The following is a 17902-nucleotide window of genomic DNA, read 5'->3' on the forward strand; positions in this document are numbered from 1 at the left end:
ACATGCAGCACAGCGACCCGCAGATCGCCACCCGTCAGCGCTGGATGGGCGTACTCGCCCGCGCCAGCGGCCAACTGGCGGCCTATGAGTCCGCGTTGAAGGAAGCCGAGTACCGCCTGATTCGCGCCCCGGAAATCGGCATGACCCTGGTGCGTGGGCGTATGGGCGGCACCGGTAGCCCGTTCAATCTTGGCGAGATGAGCGTGACCCGCTGCGTGGTGCGCCTGGCCGATGGCCGCACCGGTTACAGCTACGTGGCTGGCCGCGACAAACAACACGCCGAACTGGCGGCCCTGGCCGACGCCCATTTGCAGGGCGCCGAGCAGCCGCATTGGCTGAGCCGACTGATCGAACCCCTGGCGGCAGCGCAGCACGCCCAACAGGCGGCCAAGGCCGCAGAAACCGCAACCACCCAGGTGGAATTCTTCACCCTGGTCCGAGGAGAAGACTGATGAACGCGGCGAATAGCTCGCAATGGCTGCAACCGGCCTTCAATGATCCGGTGCTGGATGCGCAGACCAGCTTCCGCAGTGCCCTCAAGGCCCTGGCCGAGCCTGGCCTGGCGCAACCGCTGAACCGCGCCCTGGCCCTGGAAAACCTGCATCCGGCGACCTACGCCCTGTGCCTGGCGTTTCTTGATGTCGACACGCCGCTGTGGCTGGCGCCGCGTTTCGACACCCCGGCGATCCGCGCCAATCTGGCGTTCCACTGCGGTTGCCCGATTGTCGCCGAGCGCGAGCTGGCGCTGTTTGCCCTGCTCGATGAAAGCGAGCTGACGGATCTGTCGGATTTCGATAATGGCAGCGAGCGCTACCCGGACCAGTCCTGCACCTTGCTGATCCAGCTCGATGCCCTCAGCAATGGCGACGCGCTGCGCTGGCGTGGGCCGGGCATCAAGGACGTGCGCTGCGTCGAGCTGCCACTGCCGGCGGTGTTCTGGCAACAGCGCCAGGCGCGCAGTGCTTTTCCCCGTGGTCTGGATGCCTTCTTCGCTGCTGGCGATCAGGTGATCGGCCTGCCGCGCAGCACCCGCGTGCTGCTGAGTGCAGAGGAGGCTGCCTGATGTACGTCGCCGTCAAAGGTGGCGAGCGCGCCATCGACAATGCCCATTTGCTGCTGGCCAAGAAGCGCCGTGGCGATACCACCATCCCTGAACTCAGTGTCGAACAAGTGCGAGAGCAGATGCCCCTGGCCGTGGCCCGGGTGATGAGCGAAGGCTCGTTGTATGACCCGCAGTTGGCTGCACTGGCGATCAAGCAGGCGGCCGGCGACCTGATGGAAGCGATCTTCCTGCTGCGCGCCTACCGCACCACGCTGCCGCGTTTCGGTGCCAGCGCTGCGCTGGACACCACGCAGATGCAGCTGAGCCGGCGCATTTCGGCGACCTTCAAGGATTTGCCCGGCGGCCAGCTGCTCGGCCCGACCTTCGACTACAGCCACCGTCTGCTGGATTTCGCCCTGCTGGCCGAGGGCGAGCAGCCAGGGCCACAGATTGATCGGCAGGCTGAACTGTCGCCGTGCCCGCGGGTGCTGGATTTTCTCGCCGACGAAGGCCTGATGGCCCGCGAAGTCGATGAAGGTTCTGCCGTGCCGGATATCACCCGCGAACCGCTGGACTTCCCCGCTAGCCGCGCCCAGCGCCTGCAGGCTCTGGCCCGTGGTGACGAAGGCTTTCTCCTGGCGCTGGGTTACTCCACCCAGCGCGGCTACGGGCGCAATCACCCCTTTGCCGGGGAGATTCGCATTGGCGAGGTCGAGGTTTGGCTGGAGCCGGAAGAGCTCGGCTTCGCCGTGCCGCTGGGCGATATCGAAGTGACCGAGTGCGAAATGGTCAACCAGTTCGTCGGTGGCAAGGGCATCGATGCGCAGTTCACCCGTGGCTACGGCCTGGCCTTTGGCTATGCCGAGCGCAAGGCCATGGGCATGGCCCTGGTCGACCGCTCGCTGCGCGCCGCCGAGTACGCCGAGGAAGTGGAAGGCCCGGCGCAGCAGGAAGAGTTTGTGCTGATGCACTGCGACAACGTCGAGGCCGCCGGTTTTGTCTCGCACCTGAAATTGCCGCACTACGTCGACTTCCAATCCGAGCTGGAGCTGATCCGCAAACTGCGCAAGCAGACCTGCGAGCAGCCAGCCGCCGAGGAGCAACGCGCATGAATGCCCAGGCCCAAACGCAGTATGCAACTGAGGTTGGCTATAACTTCGCCTACCTCGATGAACAAACCAAACGCATGATCCGTCGTGGCCTGCTTAAGGCCGTGGCGATTCCCGGTTATCAGGTGCCATTCGGCGGCCGCGAGATGCCGCTGCCCTACGGCTGGGGCACCGGCGGTATGCAGCTGACTGCGGCGATTCTCGGTGCGGACGATGTGCTTAAGGTGATCGACCAGGGCGCGGATGACACCACCAATGCGGTGTCGATCCGGCGCTTCTTCGCCCGCACCGCCGGGGTCAAAACCACCACGCGCACCCCGGAGGCGACGGTGATTCAGACCCGTCACCGCATCCCGGAAACGCCGCTCAATGGTGACCAGATCATGGTCTACCAGGTGCCTATCCCCGAGCCGCTGCGCTTTATCGAACCCTCGGAAACCGAGACCCGCACCATGCATGCGCTGGAAGACTACGGCGTGATGCACGTGAAGCTGTACGAGGACATCGCCACCTTCGGCCATATCGCCACCAGCTACGCCTACCCGGTGACGGTGGATGAGCGCTACGTGATGGACCCGTCACCGATCCCCAAATTCGACAACCCCAAGCTGCACATGAGCCCGGCGCTGATGCTGTTCGGTGCCGGTCGCGAGAAGCGCCTGTATGCCGTACCACCGTACACCCGGGTGGTCAGCCTGGACTTCGAAGACCACCCGTTCGAGATCCAGCGCTGGGACGAGTGCTGCGCCTTTTGCGGCAGCCACGACTCTTATCTGGACGAACTGATCGTCGACGACGCCGGCAGCAAGCGCTTCGTCTGCTCCGACACCGATTACTGCATGCAACGCCGTGACCTTGAAGAGGAGGGCGAGCAATGAGTGCTGCCGAGAAAATGCACCTGCACACCGACACGGCGCAGCCGCTGTTCAGCGTGCGTGACCTGACCCGCCTATACGGTTTGGAGAAGGGCTGCCAGGGCGTGTCCTTTGATCTCTATCCCGGCGAGGTGCTGGGCATTGTCGGCGAGTCCGGGTCGGGCAAGTCGACCCTGCTCAGCCTGCTCTCCGGGCGCTGTCCGCCGGATCGTGGCGCGGTCAGTTATCGCGATACAGCCGGCAACTGGCTCGACCTGTACAGCGCCAGCGAAGCGCAGCGGCGCACACTGCTGCGCACCGAGTGGGGCTTTGTCGAGCAGAACCCGCGTGACGGCCTGCGCATGGGCGTGTCGGCCGGCGCCAATATCGGCGAGCGGCTGATGGCTCAGGGCGTGCGTCATTACGGCGAGCTGCGTGCGGCCGGTATTGACTGGTTGAGCCAGGTGGAAATCGATCCGCTGCGCATCGACGACCTGCCGCGCACCTTCTCCGGCGGCATGCAGCAGCGCTTGCAGATCGCCCGCAACCTGGTCTCCAGCCCACGCCTGATCTTTATGGACGAACCCACCGGCGGCCTCGATGTGTCGGTGCAAGCACGCCTGCTCGACCTGTTGCGCGGCCTGGTGCGTGAGCTGGACCTGGCGGTGGTGATCGTCACCCACGACCTGGCGGTGGCGCGCTTGCTGGCCGACCGGTTGATGGTGATGCGCCGCTCCCACGTGGTCGAGGCCGGTCTCACTGACCAGATTCTCGATGACCCGCAGCATCCCTATTCGCAGTTGCTGGTGTCGTCTGTCCTGCAGCCATAAGGCGGGGCTTGTCTCCCCTCTCCCGCATGCGGGAGAGGGGCCGGGGGAGAGGGCCTGTGCACCGCACCGAGTCGCCTGTAACACCCTCTCCCCAGCCCTCTCCCATAAATGGGAGAGGGGGCAGACCGCACATGGCGGAGGCAAATCATTGGTATTTGAGGTGTGTATGAACAACCTTATCGAGGTCTCCGGCCTCAGCAAGACCTTCACCCTGCATCAGCAGCACGGCGTGGTGCTGAATGTATTGAGTGGGCTGCATTTCAGTGTGCGTGCCGGCGAGTGCCTGGTGCTGCACGGCCAATCCGGGGCGGGCAAGTCGACCTTGCTGCGCACCCTGTACGGCAACTACCTGGCCGCTGGCGGCAGCATTCGCGTGCGTCATCAGAATGAATGGGTTGAGCTGGTTGGCGCCGAACCGCGCCAGGTGCTGGCGGTACGCCGGCAGACCCTGGGCTATGTCAGCCAGTTTCTGCGGGTGATTCCTCGGGTCGCCACCCTGGATGTGGTGACGGAACCGGCTCTAGCCCGTGGTTGGAGCAAAGCGGATGCCGAAGCACGGGCGAAAAGCCTGCTCAGCCGCCTGAATATCCCCCAGGCCTTGTGGCAGCTGGCCCCTGGCACCTTCTCGGGCGGCGAGCAGCAGCGGGTGAATATCGCCCGCGGCTTTATGGTCGCCTGGCCGTTGATGCTGTTGGACGAACCCACCGCTTCCCTGGACGACGCCAACCGCCAGGTGGTGCTGGAACTGATCGATGAAGCCAAGGCCGCCGGCAGCGCGCTGATCGGCATCTTCCACGACCGCGCCGCCCGTGAGGCGGTGGCCGATCGCTACCTTGATATGAGCGCTGCGGCGCAGCAGGAGTATGTATATGCCGGTTGAACAGATTCTGACCAACGCGCGGATCGTCACCGCCGAGCAGGAGTTTGTCGGCACCCTGGTGCTGCGCGATGGCCTGATTGCCCAGGTGGAAGAGGGCGTCAGCGGCTTGCCCCAGGCGCAGAACTTGAGCGGTGATTACCTGCTGCCCGGCCTGGTCGAGTTGCACACCGACAACCTGGAAAAATACATGAGCCCACGGCCGGGGGTGGATTGGCCATCGGCCTCGGCGGTGCTGACCCACGATGCGCAGATCGCCTCGGCGGGCATCACCACGGTGTTCGATGCCCTGGCGATTGGCGACGTCAACCCGCGCGGCAAGCGCATGCAGCAACTGCCGGCGATGCTCGAAGCGATTGCTTCAGCGGCCGCGGCCGGGCATATGCGCGCCGATCACCGCCTGCACCTGCGTTGCGAGGTTTGCCACCCGGAGACCCTCGCGGTGTTTCGCGATCTGGTCGAGCACCCGCTGGTGCAACTGGTCTCGGTGATGGATCACGCGCCGGGCCAGCGCCAGTTCGCCAAGGAAGACAAATACCGCGAGTACTACATGGGCAAGTACCACCTCAGCGAAGCGGAGATGGATGCCTTTATCGTCGAGCAGGTGGACAACTCACGGCAGTACAGCGACCGCCAGCGCCGCAGCATTGTTGCCGACTGCCAGGCTCGTGGTATTTCCGTGGCCAGCCATGACGACGCGACCCAGGCCCATGTGCAGGAGTCGGCGAGCTTTGGCATGTCCATCGCCGAATTCCCCACCACCCTTGAGGCGGCCAAGGCCAGCCACGAACTGGGCCTGAAGGTGCTGATGGGCGCGCCGAATATCGTTCGCGGTGGTTCGCACTCGGGCAATATCGCCGCCGCCGAACTGGCCCAACACGGTGTGCTGGATATCCTCTCCAGCGACTACTACCCGGCTAGCCTGCTGCAGGCCGCTTTGCTGCTGGCCGGGCAGGATAACGGCTATGATCTGCCGCGAGCGATTGCCACCGTCAGCCGCGTGCCGGCACAGGCGGCGGGGCTGCATGATCGCGGCGAAATCCGCGTCGGCCTGCGTGCCGACCTGGTGCAGGCACAGGTGCACGGGGGCCAGGCGGTGATCCAGCAAGTCTGGCGACAAGCGAAAAGGGTGTTCTGATGAGCGGCCGGTTGATCTATCTGATGGGGCCTTCGGGCTCGGGCAAGGACAGCCTGTTGAATGCCGCGCGCGCGCGCCTGGCCGAACGAAATTGTGTGATCGCCCGGCGGGTCATTACCCGCTCGGCGGAAGCGGTGGGCGAGGACGCCATCGGCGTGTCGCCTGCCGAGTTCGACCAGCAGGAAGCCGCCGGCGCTTTTGCCCTGAGCTGGCGCGCCAATGGCCTGGCCTATGGCATCCCACGGCAGATCGATGACTGGCTGGCGGCGGCGCAGGATGTGCTGGTCAACGGTTCGCGCGGCTATCTGCCCAGGGCGCGCGAGCGTTATCCCGAACTGCTGGCGATTCTGCTGCAGGTGGATGAAGCGGCCTTGCGTCAGCGCTTGCAAGCGCGCGGCCGGGAAAGCGCCGAGCAGATCGAGGCGCGCTTGGCGCGCAGCCGCGAACTGCAACCGCACGCTGCTTGCTCCCCTCTCCCGCTTGCGGGAGAGGGGCCGGGGGAGAGGGCCGAGGTCGAGCCGCAATACCTGCTCAATAACTCCGGCCCGCTCGAACAGACCGTCACCCAGTTGCTGCAGCTGCTTAGCGATACGCGCACATGCGCCTGACCCTGCTCGGCACCGGCGATGCGCGGCAGGTGCCGGTATACAACTGCAGCTGCGTGGCCTGCGATAGCGCACGGGTAAATCCTGCGCGGCGGCGTGGGCCGTGTTGCGCCTTGATCGAATATGGTACGCAGCGCTGGTTGATCGACTCGGGCCTGACCGATCTGTGCGAGCGCTTTCCACCCCATAGCCTGAGCGGCATTCTGCAAACCCATTACCACGCCGATCACGCCCAGGGCTTGCTGCACCTGCGCTGGGGCCAGGGGCTGATTATTCCGGTGCATGGCCCGGATGATCCGGAAGGCTTGGCCGATCTGTACAAACACCCTGGCATTCTCGATTTCAGCCAGCCGTTTGCTGCTTTCGAGCAACGGCAGTTGGGCGAGTTAAGCGTTACGGCGCTGCCGCTCAATCACTCCAAGCTGACCTTCGGCTATCTCTTGGAAGGCCCTGCGGTAAACGGAGAGCGGCGACGTATTGCCTACCTCACCGATACCCTCGGCGTGCCGGACGCCAGTGCCGAGGTCCTGCGCCAGCAGCCGCTGGATCTGCTGGTGCTGGACTGCTCCACCGCGCCGCAACCCATCGCCCCGCGCAATCACAACGACCTGACCCGCGCGCTGGAAGTGGCCTTGCAGTTGCAGCCCAGAGAAACCGTGCTGACCCATATCGGCCACAGCTTCGACGCCTGGCTGCTGGAACACCCCGATGCCTTGCCTGCGGGGGTTAGCCTGGCCTTTGATGGGCGAGTGTTATGAGCAGGTTGTCAGCGTTCGTAGGGTCATAAGGCAAAAAGATGGACAAGCTGCGCGTTGTCCACCCTACGAATGGCCACCACAACGTAGGGAGGCCTTTAATCCAGCCCGTAGCCCGGATGCAATCCGGGGAATTGTGCCACCCATGCCCCGGATTTCATCCGGGCTACAACACTGCTCAATCCAACGGTAATTCAGTGGTGCGTTTAACTTCGCTCATGGCGATATGCGAGTGCGCTTCGTGCACATGCGGGCGTTGCAGCAGGTGGTCGCGCAGAAAACGTTCGTAGCTGGCGATGTCCTTGGCCACCACCTTGAGCAGGTAATCCGAGCCGCCGGCCATGGTGAAGCACTCCAGCACCTCGGGGTAACCGACCACCGCCTGCTCGAATTCTTCCAGGTTGCTGCGCCCGTGCGCCGAGAGTTTGATATCGACAAACACGGTGATGCTGAAGCCCAGTTGCTTGTGGCTGAGCAGGGCAACCTTGCGCTCGATAATGCCTTCTTCCTGCATGCGGTGAATCCGCCGCCAGCAGGGCGATTGTGACAATTCCACCTTCTCAGCGATCTCGGCGGCGGAGAGGTCGGCGTTGTGTTGCAGCAGGCGGAGAATCTTGCGGTCGATGGGGCTGAGTTTTTCTTGCATGACTGTTCCGAATTTTTTGTTCTTGTTGGATTAATCATGCGCAGTATCTGCAAAACGGCCAGCAAAAAGAAATAAAAAAGCCGCGCGCTCCGTTCATATTCTTGGCCATACGCCTTGTGTGGTGATCCCGCACTAGGCTTAACAAGGGTGGCATTAACCGTTGCCAACCCAGCTCTCGATAAAAATAACAGGAGCACCACCATGTCTCTGGCCGAAATCCGCCTGGATGACAAGTACCGCCTTGCTACCGGTCACCTCTACCTGACCGGCACCCAGGCGCTGACCCGCCTGCCCATGCTGCAGAAGCAACGCGACGCAGCTCATGGCCTGAATACCGCGTGCTTTATTTCCGGCTACCGTGGCTCGCCGCTGGGCAACCTCGACAAGAGCCTGTGGGACGCCAAGCAGTACCTCAAAGAGAATCACATCCACTTCCAGCCGGGCGTCAACGAAGAGTTGGCCGCCACCTCGGTGTGGGGTAGCCAGCAGACCAGTCTGTTCCCCGGTGCGCGCTACGACGGCGTGTTCGCCATGTGGTACGGCAAGGGCCCGGGCGTGGACCGTTGCGGTGATGTGTTCAAGCACGGCAACTCGGCCGGCGTTTCCGAGCATGGCGGCGTGCTGCTGCTGGCCGGCGACGACCATGGCTGCAAATCCTCCAGCATCGCCAACCAGAGCGAGCATGCGTTTATCGCCGCCTCGATCCCGGTGCTCAACCCGGCCAACGTTCAGGAAATTCTCGATTACGGCATCATCGGCTGGGAGCTGTCGCGCTACAGCGGTTGCTGGGTGGCGCTGAAAACCATCGCGGAAAACGTCGATTCTTCCGCCGTGGTGGATGTTGATCCGCTACGCATGCAGGTGAAGATTCCCGAGGACTTCCAGCTGCCAGAAGACGGCGTGTATATCCGCTGGCCGGACCCGCCCCTGGCCCAGGAAGCGCGCCTTAACACCTACAAAATCTACGCAGCCCGCGCCTTTGCGCTGGCCAACAACCTCAACCAGATCAAGCTCGATTCGCCCAACCCGCGCCTGGGCATTATCACCACCGGCAAGTCCTACCTCGACGTGCGCCAGGCTCTGGATGACCTCGGCCTGGATGAAGCGCTGTGCGCCCAGGTGGGCCTGCGTGTGCTCAAGGTCGGCATGAGCTGGCCGCTGGAACCGGTATCGGTGCATGAGTTCGCCGAGGGCCTGGACGAGATTCTGGTGGTCGAGGAAAAACGCAGCATCATCGAAGACCAGCTCACCGGTCAGCTGTACAACTGGCCCGTGGGCAAGCGCCCTGTGGTGGTTGGCGAGTTCGACGAGGCCGGCCATTCGCTGCTGCCTAATCTCTCCGAACTAACCCCAGCGATGATCGCCCGCGCCATCGCCAAGCGCCTCGCGCCGATCTACAGCAGCCCACAGATTGAAGAGCGCCTGGCCTTTCTCGCGGCCAAGGAAGCCTCGCTGGCCGCGCCCAAGCACACCACTGTGCGCACCCCGCATTTCTGCTCCGGTTGCCCGCACAACACCTCGACCAAACTGCCGGAAGGCAGCCGCGCACAGGGCGGTATCGGTTGCCACTACATGACCCAGTGGATGGACCGCAACACCGACACCTTTACCCAGATGGGTGGCGAGGGCGCGACCTGGATCGGCCAGGCGCCGTTTACCGACACACCGCATATCTTCCAGAACCTCGGTGACGGCACCTACTTCCACTCTGGCCAGCTGGCCCTGCGTGCGTCCGTGGCTGCCGGGGTGAATATCACCTACAAGATTCTCTACAACGACGCCGTGGCCATGACCGGCGGCCAGCCCATCGACGGCGAACTGCGCGTCGACCAACTGAGCCAGCAGGTGTACGCCGAAGGCGTGAAACGCATCGCCCTGGTTACCGACGAGCCGGACAAGTACCCAACCCGCAATACCTTCGCGCCCATCGTGACGTTCCACCATCGGCGTGATCTGGATGCCGTGCAGCGCGAGTTGCGCGAGTTCCAGGGCTGTTCGGTGATCATCTATGACCAGACCTGCGCCACCGAGAAACGCCGTCGGCGCAAGCGCGGCAAGCTGGTCGATCCGCAGAAGCGCGCCTTTATCAACCCGGCCGTGTGCGAGGGTTGTGGCGATTGCAGTGTCAAATCCAACTGCCTCTCAGTGCTGCCGCTGGAAACCGAACTGGGGCGCAAGCGCGAGATCGATCAGAACTCCTGCAACAAGGATTTCAGCTGCGTTGAAGGCTTCTGCCCAAGCTTTGTTACCGTGCACGGCGGCAGCCTGCGCAAACCGGAAGCCGTGGGCTTGAGCGCGCTGTTTATCGCCCTGCCAGAACCCAAGCAGCCGACTCTGGAGCGGCCGTGGAATATTCTGCTGCCGGGTGTCGGCGGCAGCGGTGTAACCACCGTCGGCGCGTTGCTCGGCATGGCTGCGCATATCGAAGGCAAGGGCTGCAGCGTGCTCGATCAGGCTGGCCTGGCGCAGAAGTTCGGCCCGGTGATCACCCATATCCGCGTTGCCGCCAAGCAGGACGACATTTTCGCCGTGCGCATCGCCGCCGGGGAGACCGACTTGCTGCTCGGTTGCGATCTGGTGGTGTCGGCGAGCGAAGAAGCCCTGGCCAAGCTGAATGACAAGATCGCCCATGCGGTGGTCAACAGCCATGAAGCGGCCACCGCCGAATTCACCCGCAACCCCGATGCCCAGGTACCTGGCGCGGCCATGCGTGAGGCGCTGATTGAGGCGGTCGGCGCGAGCAAAACCCACTTTGTCGATGCCATCCGGCTGGCCACGCGCCTGCTCGGCGACAGCATCGCCACCAACCTGTTTATGCTCGGTTTCGCTTACCAGAAGGGCCTGGTACCGGTGTCCGCCGAAGCCATCAACAAGGCCATCGAGCTTAACGGCGTGGCCGTGAAGCTCAATCAACAGGCATTTCTCTGGGGACGGCGTGCGGCCCATGATGCGGTTGCCGTGGAACGTCTGGCCAAGCCGGAAGTGATCGAAGCACCGCATTGCCAGACCCTGGAAGACATCATCGCGGACCGAGTGGTGCGCCTGACTGCCTACCAGAACGCCGCCTACGCCGAGCGCTACCGCGAACAGGTGGCGCGGGTGCAGCAGGTCGACAAGAGCGCTGACCAAGCCCTGAGCAAGGCCGTGGCGCGTTACTACTTCAAACTGCTGGCCTACAAGGACGAGTACGAAGTGGCGCGGCTGTACAGCGACGGCAGCTTTATCCGCCAGCTGGAGGCGCAGTTCAGTGGCGATTACCGCCTGGAATTCCACCTGGCACCGTCCTGGCTGAGTAAGCCGGATGCCAGCACCGGCGAGCCGCGTAAGCGTCAGTTCGGCGCCTGGATGCTCAAGGCTTTTGGCGTACTGGCCAAGTTCAAGTTTCTGCGCGGTACGCCGCTGGATCTGTTCGGCTACAGCGCCGAGCGCAAGCTGGAGCTGGACCTGATCGACGACTACGAGCAGAACCTGGAGTACCTGCTCAAGGAACTCAACGCCGACAACTACCGCACCGCGCTGGCCCTGGCCGAGTTGCCGGAGCAGATCCGCGGCTATGGCCACGTCAAGGAACGCAGCCTGGCCAAGGTGCGCGAGCAGAGCGCTCAGCTCAAGGCGCGCATGCTGGTCAGCGAGATTCAGGCCGTGCAGCTGTTCGAGCCGGCAGCCTAAAAACCGCCCTCTCCCCAACCCTCTCCCGCAGGCGGGAGAGGGAGCCAATGCACCCCTCGCCCATTTATGGGAGAGGGGCCGGGGGAGAGGGGGCTTTAACCAAACAACAAGAACAATCAAGGAACTCCCATGTCCGTGTTTTCCCATATCGATTTCGACCACCACGAACAGGTGGTCTACGGCCACGACAAGGCCAGCGGCCTGCGGGCGATTATCGCCATTCACAACAGCAACCTCGGCCCGGCCCTCGGCGGTTGCCGCATGTGGCCCTACGCCAATGACGATGAAGCGCTGCGCGATGTGCTGCGCCTGTCGCGCGGCATGACCTACAAATCGGCTCTGGCCAATCTGCCGCTGGGTGGCGGTAAGGCGGTGATCATCGGCGACCCGCATACCGGCAAGAGCGCGGCGCTGTTCCAGGCCATGGGCGATTTTGTCGACAGCCTCGGCGGCCGCTATATCACCGCCGCCGACTCCGGCACCGGCGTTGCGGAAATGCAGATCATGGCCGAACGCACGCGCCACGTATCCGGCGCCGAGCTGCGTGAGGCCTTCGCCGGCGGCACGCGCAATGGCGACCCGTCTCCGTCCACCGCTTACGGGGTGTTTATCGGCATCCAGGCCGCAGTCAAACACCGCCTGGGCCGTGATGACCTGTACGGCTTGAAAGTCGCGATTCAAGGGGTAGGGCAGGTGGGCTTCGACCTGGCGCGCCAGCTGAAAGCCGCCGGTGCCGAGCTGTGGGTTACCGATATCGTCGAGGCCAATGTGCGTCGCGCGGTCGAGCAGTTGGGCGCAACCGCCGTTACCCAGCAGGCGATTTTCGGCCTGGATGTCGATGTATTCGCGCCCTGCGCCATGGGCGGCATTATCAACCAGCAAACCCTGGAAGCCCTGCGCGCGCCGATTATCGCCGGGGCCGCCAATAACCAGCTGGCCGATGCCAGCCTGGCGGAAACCCTGCGCCGCAACGAGTGCCTGTATGCGCCGGACTACGCGATCAATGCCGGCGGCATTATCGATGTTTGCTACGAGCGCACCGGCGGCAGCGCCGCACAGCTCAAGGCACATATCGAAGGCATCGGCGCGACCCTGGAACAGATCTTCCAGCGCGCCGATGCGTCGAGCAAAACCACCGTAGAAATCGCTGATCAATTAGCCGAAGAGCGCTTCGGCCGTTAAAAACGCCTGACTGTTGTCCGCCCTACTGGCACGTTTTACAAAACCTGTAGGAGCGGGCTTGCCCGCGATGTTCTTCCGGTGCCCTCGATTCGCGGGCAAGCCTCCTACGGGTTGTCGTTGTGGGGTGGATGACGTTGTTTTCATCCACCACCGTGGCGCAGTTGGTGGATGGGTGAAGCGTCATCCACCCTACGGTTCTTGCCCGCGACGCTGGTCGCGGGTAAACAACTAGGCGTCCCCCCGCTCCTACAAAAGCCTCTCACAGCGTCTTAATCCAACATCAACGCCAAGCTAATCCCATGCGGCTTAAACCCCAGGTTGGCATAAAAGGCATGGGCCGCTTCACGGCTCTGGCTGCTGGACAGCGCGACCTTGTAACAGCCCCAGGCGCGGGCGCGTTCGATGGCTTTACCCATCAGCGTCTGGCCAATCCCCAGGCCGCGCGCCTCAGTATCTACCACCACATCTTCAAGAATCGCCGAGCGGGCGAAGTTATGCGCCAGATGCTCGATCAGGTTGACCGTGCAGGTGCCGAGCAACTTGCCGTCACGCTCGGCCACCAGTACCACGCGGCTCACCGGCAGCTCGCTCAGGCGTAAAGCCAGCAGCTTGGCATCGGCACGCGGCTCATCGGGCGCGAGCTGCTGCAGCAAGGCAGCCAGGGCAGCAGCATCGTTAACGCTGACCGCACGCAGGTGAAAATCGGCAAAAGGCGAATCCGGCAGATGATGCGAAGCAGCAGGGCGCATGGCGATCTCCTCTCCTTATGACAGCCGGTTGGCAGTCAGTTGGCAGTATGGCGCCGAGATGATGGCAGCGGCATGACAAACGCCTCCGGTCTCGCTAAGATGCCGCCCGCTGGTGGCCCGTCTATCCAGCCTCGGTTCCCATAGTTCAATGGATAGAATAAGCCCCTCCTAAGGGCTAGATACTGGTTCGAATCCAGTTGGGAACGCCATCTACTGCAGTCCGTCAGGGTTGTTTCAAATGCCTGGCGGCATGCTCGCGCTACTCAGCGCTTACGTCGTTTATCCCCGAAAGCAAAAAACTGAAATCGGATGATTTCAGGGCTTTGGATGCTGCGATTTGGAGCGGGGTATGGACGATGAACTATTTGTTTCTGCCTGAGTTATCCCGCGAGCCTGGTTATTCCCCTTGTGCGTTAAAGGTGTCATTAGCCTTTCAATCTTCCTAGAAGATCAGAAGGGGATATATAAAGAACTCTCCTTACATCCTTTGTGGGTAACAGCAGCTTTAGTTTACTCAGTTTCTCAAGATATGTCCTTGCAGTATTTTCCGATATGTCGTAGTTGCTAGAAACCTCCTTGACAGTAAAAATTTTACCCGGCTCTTTAAACGCTCTCTTAACTATATCTTTCTGAGTAAAATTTAGGGCAGCACTAAATCTCGTGGTTTCAAGGATAGTGAGGATTCGCCTAAACTCATTTGTCTTAGAAGACAAATAATTCTGAAGATCGGCGAATGCCTTCAGGATTATGTCCACCTGGTGGTATATAAAATACGTCAGATCATTCTGATCTTTCTCCGTATATAAATACGCGAGTCCGTAATCCTTTGGGTTGTCTTTAATCAGCTTGCTTATAGATACGTACTTAAACAAGTCGTAATCACACTTCAGCATGTACCAGTAGAATAATGCCCGAGCAGTTCTGCCATTTCCATCCCTGAACGGATGCTCATAACCGATCATGAAATGTAAAATGATAGCCTTTATAACTGGATGTAAAAACTCTGAACCGTTCTGCCCTGAATGGTCTGCATTCGCGAATCTGCACAGTTCGCTTAACCGGGCTGGAATCTTTTCATAAGAGGGAGGCTGATAAGCAATCTCATCATCACGATCCGAAACAAAAATGTCATTGTCAGCTCTAAACTCACCAGGTATCACACCATTTTCCGTTGTCCCGTTGGTTGCAATCCGGTGAAGCTCCAAGATCAAGTCAATTGTTAGAGCTTGATCGCAAGTGCGTTCCGCATACTTAAGAAGAAGATAATTATTAAGGATCATCCTCTCGTCTTCATCTAGAGGAACTCTATCCTCCTCCAGCATCTTCTTTGCAACTTCTCTAGTTGTAGATGCCCCCTCGAGCTGTGCGCTTGATATTGCCTCCTCCATAATAAGAGAAGAAACAAGATACTTGCGCTGAAGATCATCTGTTGCCTTACTTCCGCCAATAGAAGCCACGCTACCACCAGCAATCTTTACAATCTGATGAAGCTTCGCCTCTAGCGAGTGAGGTATACAGTAATGAAATATATCCGAATTCTCGCCATCGCCAGATAGCAAAACAGTCTTGGCCTGCATGAACCTCTTAAACTTTACTGCTTGCCAAATATCTTTGGCTTCTGCACTAGGCACACGCCACTTAAACTTATCCCAGTGTAAATAATTACCTTTTTCATCAGTACTATCATACTTCGTCATATATTTACCGATTGCCTCAAAATTAGGCTTGCTACGGTCGAATACAGGGGCTCTCTCTACTGTAGGCTTGGCCATGCATACCTCAAAAATAGAAAATTGAGTTTTAATAATTAAAATCTAGGCGTATAGAATCCAAAAGTCAATCGATCTTCTGTCCAAGGATCGAGCCAGCGTGGCAGTTTTAAGGGGGCGAAGTCAGTGGAGCACTGAATGCATAACCGAGGTAGAGAAAATCTGCAGCAACGCGAATGAACGGTGGAAAATACTTGCGTCAAACTAGAAACGTAAACGTCGAAAATACAGGAGGAGATAGCGGAGAAATGCCGTAGACGTCGGGTCTGCAAGGTTAGAAAACCCATGTGCTTCGCCACACGTTTGTCAGTCACTTCGTCATCACTGGCGGCAACATCCTTACCCTGCAGAAGGTGCTTGGTCATGCGTCCGTCACTATGACCATGCGCTATGCACACCTGGCCCCTGATCACCTGCAGGATGCTTTGCGCCGAAATCCCATCTTCGACACTTTCTCGACACCGACCTAGGCCAGAAAGCAAAAAGCCCCGAAACCAGATGGTCTCGAGGCTTTAGATTCTGCGATTTGGAGCGGGCGATGGGAATCGAACCCACAGCTCTAGCTTGGGAAGCTAGGGTATTACCACTATACGACGCCCGCAGCGGGTGCCTTTATACCGGAAGTCTTGGTTGAAATGAAGTCCGCGCCCCGGTTATCTGCAATAACGCGGTGCGGGCGCGGGTGTGTACAGGCTTCATACGGCCAGCGCGTGCAGCACGTCCATCTGTGGGCGGTAGTGGGTCTGGCGCAGTGGCTTGCTCTGCAGGAAGCCCAGCAGTGCGGCCTGGCTCTGCAACCATGCGGCTTTGTGCTCCATGTCGAGGAAGTGCCCGGCGTTGTCGATGGTGACGAACTGGCAGTCGTTCAGGTGCTTGGCGAACAGGCGCACGTCGGCAGGCGAGGTGTAGGCGTCGTGTTCGCCGTTGACGAATAGCAGCGGGATCTCGATGCCTGCCAGGCACTGCATCTGGCAATGGGCGTCGAGGTGCAGTACCTGGTGCACATGGGCATGCATCTGCTGGTATTCGTGGCTGTCGAGGCTGCTGATATGGCGATGGTTATAGCGCTTGAACAGCGACGGCAGGTAGCGCCCGATGGTGCTGTTGACCAGGTGACCGAGTTGGTCGCCGTCGAGGGCGTGCAGATGGGCCAGGCCTTGTTCCAGGTAGTCGACCATCGGCTCGTTGAGCAACGGCGAGAAGGAGGTGATTACCGCCTTTTCAATACGCGCCGGGCGCTGGGCCAGGGCGAGCATGGCGGCGACGCCCCCCCAAGAGAACGACATCAGGTGGTCGGCGCGGAACTGTTCGATCAGTTCAAGCAGAATGCTGGCTTCGTCTTCCTTGGTGATCGGCTGGTGGTGATGGTTGTGCGGCTTCGACTGGCCGGCATAGGGCTGATCGTAGAGCACCACATTGAACTGGGTACGCAGGTATTTGACCGTTTGCGCGAAGGCTGCGGTGGTGGAGAGTGAGCCGTTAACCAGGATGATGGTCTTGCGCGCGCTCGGATTGGCGTAGAACTCCGTGTAGATCTTGTAGATTCCGTGAACATCGACGACAGCGGTGGCTGGCTTCATGTCGTTTCCTCCTGGCGCAAAAGTGGGCATGGCAAAACGGCGGTGCCGTTAAACCGGGCTAAGCAGGACAATCAGGAAAGCGCCTGGACGTGACAGCAAGATGTCAGGCTGGAGGATTTTATAAGTTATTTATTTTCAATCAGTTAGGGCTGAAATAGAGCATCCGTCCACGACCTTTTGGCAGGTGTGGAGTGGCGTCTTTGACCAGGCAGGAACCCATTTCGCGCAGTGCGCAAGTAACCGATGGAACGCTTAGATGGCTTTCTGTGACCAATAAGTCACGTTAAGACCTTATGGTTCGATTTAAGCAGCCGTGTTCCTGCTGGCGCAAGTGAATATTGGGATATCGAACAACCGTTTGTCGGTTAGCTAGCTAAGTATGTGACTTGATCAGGGGTGGCCTTAGACGCAGGCGATTTCCGCTGTCGTCAGGGCGCGGTACTGGCCGGGGGCTAGCTGCGGGTCGAGTTGGATGGCGCCCATGCTTAGGCGGTGCAGGCCGATGACCTTGTTCTGGAAGTGACCAAACATGCGCTTGACCTGGTGGTAGCGGCCTTCGTGCAGGGTCAGTAGGGCGCTGTGGCTATCGAGAATGACCAGCTCGGCGGGCAGGGTGGTGAGGTCTTCATAGGCGAAGTACAGGCCGCGGGCGAACACCTCGATGTACTCAGGGCTGATCGGTTGTTCGGTCTCAACGCGGTAAACCTTGCCCAGGCGGCTGCGCGGTTCGGTGAGGCGGCGTGACCATTGGCCGTCGTTGGTGATCAGCAGCAGGCCGCTGGTATTCAGGTCCAGGCGACCGGCCAGGTGCAGGTCGGTTTTGTCAGGCTCATCGAGTAAATCCAGCACGGTGCGGTGTTGTTCATGCTCGGTGGCACTGACCACGCCGATGGGTTTGTGCAGCATAAAGTAGCGTGCGGCTTTGCCGGCCTGCAGCAGCTCGCTATCGACCTCGATACGGCTGAACTGGCTGACTTCGCACAAGCCATCGCAAACCACCGCGCCGTCCACTCGCACGCGGCCGCTGGCCAGCAGCTGGCGGGCGGCTTGGCGATTGAGTTGGGGCAGGTTGCTGAGAAAGCGGTCGAGGCGCATGG

The 17902-nt window shown here is 60.7% G+C and carries 16 protein-coding genes, 2 tRNA genes and 1 pseudogene; 13 read left to right on the forward strand and 6 right to left on the reverse strand.

Going from position 1 to position 17902, the window contains the following annotated elements; genetic code table 11:
- Positions 1 to 2: 2 nt before the first annotated feature.
- The 9 genes from phnG (at position 3) to phnP (ending at position 7213) form a co-directional block, all read left to right on the forward strand.
- Positions 3 to 452 carry a phosphonate C-P lyase system protein PhnG gene (gene phnG, locus Q8M42_RS08270; RefSeq protein WP_304868050.1) on the forward strand — a complete coding sequence of 150 codons (450 nt, stop codon included), beginning with the start codon at positions 3 to 5 and terminating at the stop codon, positions 450 to 452.
- A complete protein-coding gene (gene phnH, locus Q8M42_RS08275) occupies positions 452 to 1063 on the forward strand; it encodes a phosphonate C-P lyase system protein PhnH (protein ID WP_304868010.1) in 612 nt (203 codons plus the stop codon). The genes phnG and phnH overlap by 1 nt, the downstream gene beginning before the upstream one ends.
- Entirely contained in the window at positions 1063 to 2154 is a 1092-nt protein-coding gene (locus tag Q8M42_RS08280) for a carbon-phosphorus lyase complex subunit PhnI (RefSeq protein WP_304868011.1), read from the forward strand. The genes phnH and Q8M42_RS08280 overlap by 1 nt, the downstream gene beginning before the upstream one ends.
- Positions 2151 to 3029: an alpha-D-ribose 1-methylphosphonate 5-phosphate C-P-lyase PhnJ gene (locus tag Q8M42_RS08285; protein ID WP_304868012.1), complete on the forward strand. Its 879-nt coding sequence runs from the start codon at positions 2151 to 2153 to the stop codon at positions 3027 to 3029. The genes Q8M42_RS08280 and Q8M42_RS08285 overlap by 4 nt, the downstream gene beginning before the upstream one ends.
- Positions 3026 to 3835, forward strand: coding sequence for a phosphonate C-P lyase system protein PhnK (phnK, locus tag Q8M42_RS08290; protein WP_304868013.1), 810 nt, complete (start codon positions 3026 to 3028; stop codon positions 3833 to 3835). The genes Q8M42_RS08285 and phnK overlap by 4 nt, the downstream gene beginning before the upstream one ends.
- A gap of 166 nt (positions 3836 to 4001) precedes the next feature.
- Positions 4002 to 4715, forward strand: coding sequence for a phosphonate C-P lyase system protein PhnL (gene phnL, locus Q8M42_RS08295; RefSeq protein WP_304868014.1), 714 nt, complete (start codon positions 4002 to 4004; stop codon positions 4713 to 4715).
- Positions 4705 to 5850: an alpha-D-ribose 1-methylphosphonate 5-triphosphate diphosphatase gene (locus Q8M42_RS08300; protein WP_304868015.1), complete on the forward strand. Its 1146-nt coding sequence runs from the start codon at positions 4705 to 4707 to the stop codon at positions 5848 to 5850. Before phnL ends, Q8M42_RS08300 begins: the two co-directional genes overlap by 11 nt.
- The gene (gene phnN / locus Q8M42_RS08305) at positions 5850 to 6458 is read left to right on the forward strand and encodes a phosphonate metabolism protein/1,5-bisphosphokinase (PRPP-forming) PhnN (protein ID WP_304868016.1); all 609 of its coding nucleotides are present in this window, start codon (positions 5850 to 5852) and stop codon (positions 6456 to 6458) included. The genes Q8M42_RS08300 and phnN overlap by 1 nt, the downstream gene beginning before the upstream one ends.
- Positions 6449 to 7213 carry a phosphonate metabolism protein PhnP gene (gene phnP / locus Q8M42_RS08310; RefSeq protein ID WP_304868017.1) on the forward strand — a complete coding sequence of 255 codons (765 nt, stop codon included), beginning with the start codon at positions 6449 to 6451 and terminating at the stop codon, positions 7211 to 7213. The genes phnN and phnP overlap by 10 nt, the downstream gene beginning before the upstream one ends.
- A gap of 175 nt (positions 7214 to 7388) precedes the next feature.
- Here the strand turns inward: phnP and Q8M42_RS08315 are convergent, their stop codons facing one another.
- Positions 7389 to 7856 carry an Lrp/AsnC family transcriptional regulator gene (locus tag Q8M42_RS08315; RefSeq protein ID WP_136665833.1) on the reverse strand — a complete coding sequence of 156 codons (468 nt, stop codon included), beginning with the start codon at positions 7854 to 7856 and terminating at the stop codon, positions 7389 to 7391.
- Positions 7857 to 8057: 201 nt separating this feature from the next.
- Between Q8M42_RS08315 and Q8M42_RS08320 the strand changes: the two genes are divergently transcribed.
- Positions 8058 to 11525: an indolepyruvate ferredoxin oxidoreductase family protein gene (locus Q8M42_RS08320; RefSeq protein WP_304868018.1), complete on the forward strand. Its 3468-nt coding sequence runs from the start codon at positions 8058 to 8060 to the stop codon at positions 11523 to 11525.
- Positions 11526 to 11654: 129 nt separating this feature from the next.
- Complete coding sequence (locus Q8M42_RS08325) at positions 11655 to 12707, forward strand: Glu/Leu/Phe/Val dehydrogenase dimerization domain-containing protein (protein ID WP_304868019.1); 1053 nt, start codon at positions 11655 to 11657, stop codon at positions 12705 to 12707.
- 269 nt (positions 12708 to 12976) lie between these two features.
- On the opposite strand, the gene Q8M42_RS08330 is transcribed toward Q8M42_RS08325, so the two are convergent.
- Positions 12977 to 13456 (reverse strand): GNAT family N-acetyltransferase, encoded by a 480-nt coding sequence (locus tag Q8M42_RS08330; RefSeq protein WP_304868020.1) that lies wholly within the window; start codon positions 13454 to 13456, stop codon positions 12977 to 12979.
- A gap of 134 nt (positions 13457 to 13590) precedes the next feature.
- Between Q8M42_RS08330 and Q8M42_RS08335 the strand changes: the two genes are divergently transcribed.
- Positions 13591 to 13665: transfer RNA gene (locus Q8M42_RS08335), tRNA-Arg, on the forward strand.
- A gap of 216 nt (positions 13666 to 13881) precedes the next feature.
- Here the strand turns inward: Q8M42_RS08335 and Q8M42_RS08340 are convergent.
- A complete protein-coding gene (locus tag Q8M42_RS08340; protein ID WP_304868021.1) occupies positions 13882 to 15228 on the reverse strand; it encodes a Fic family protein in 1347 nt (448 codons plus the stop codon).
- A 278-nt stretch (positions 15229 to 15506) separates the two neighbouring features.
- Between Q8M42_RS08340 and Q8M42_RS08345 the strand changes: the two are divergent.
- A pseudogene (locus tag Q8M42_RS08345) lies at positions 15507 to 15741 on the forward strand (tyrosine-type recombinase/integrase); the annotation flags it as partial.
- 11 nt (positions 15742 to 15752) lie between these two features.
- Here the strand turns inward: Q8M42_RS08345 and Q8M42_RS08350 are convergent.
- The 3 genes from Q8M42_RS08350 to Q8M42_RS08360 all read right to left on the reverse strand — a co-directional run bounded on the left by Q8M42_RS08350 (position 15753) and on the right by Q8M42_RS08360 (position 17900).
- Positions 15753 to 15826 (reverse strand) — tRNA-Gly (locus Q8M42_RS08350).
- Between the two features lie 94 nt (positions 15827 to 15920).
- A complete protein-coding gene (locus tag Q8M42_RS08355) occupies positions 15921 to 16805 on the reverse strand; it encodes an alpha/beta fold hydrolase (RefSeq protein WP_275963247.1) in 885 nt (294 codons plus the stop codon).
- Between the two features lie 402 nt (positions 16806 to 17207).
- The gene (locus tag Q8M42_RS08360; protein WP_304868022.1) at positions 17208 to 17900 is read right to left on the reverse strand and encodes a pseudouridine synthase; all 693 of its coding nucleotides are present in this window, start codon (positions 17898 to 17900) and stop codon (positions 17208 to 17210) included.
- Positions 17901 to 17902 lie beyond the last annotated feature (2 nt).

Source organism: Pseudomonas sp., assembly GCF_030684895.1.
Taxonomy (GTDB): domain Bacteria; phylum Pseudomonadota; class Gammaproteobacteria; order Pseudomonadales; family Pseudomonadaceae; genus Aquipseudomonas.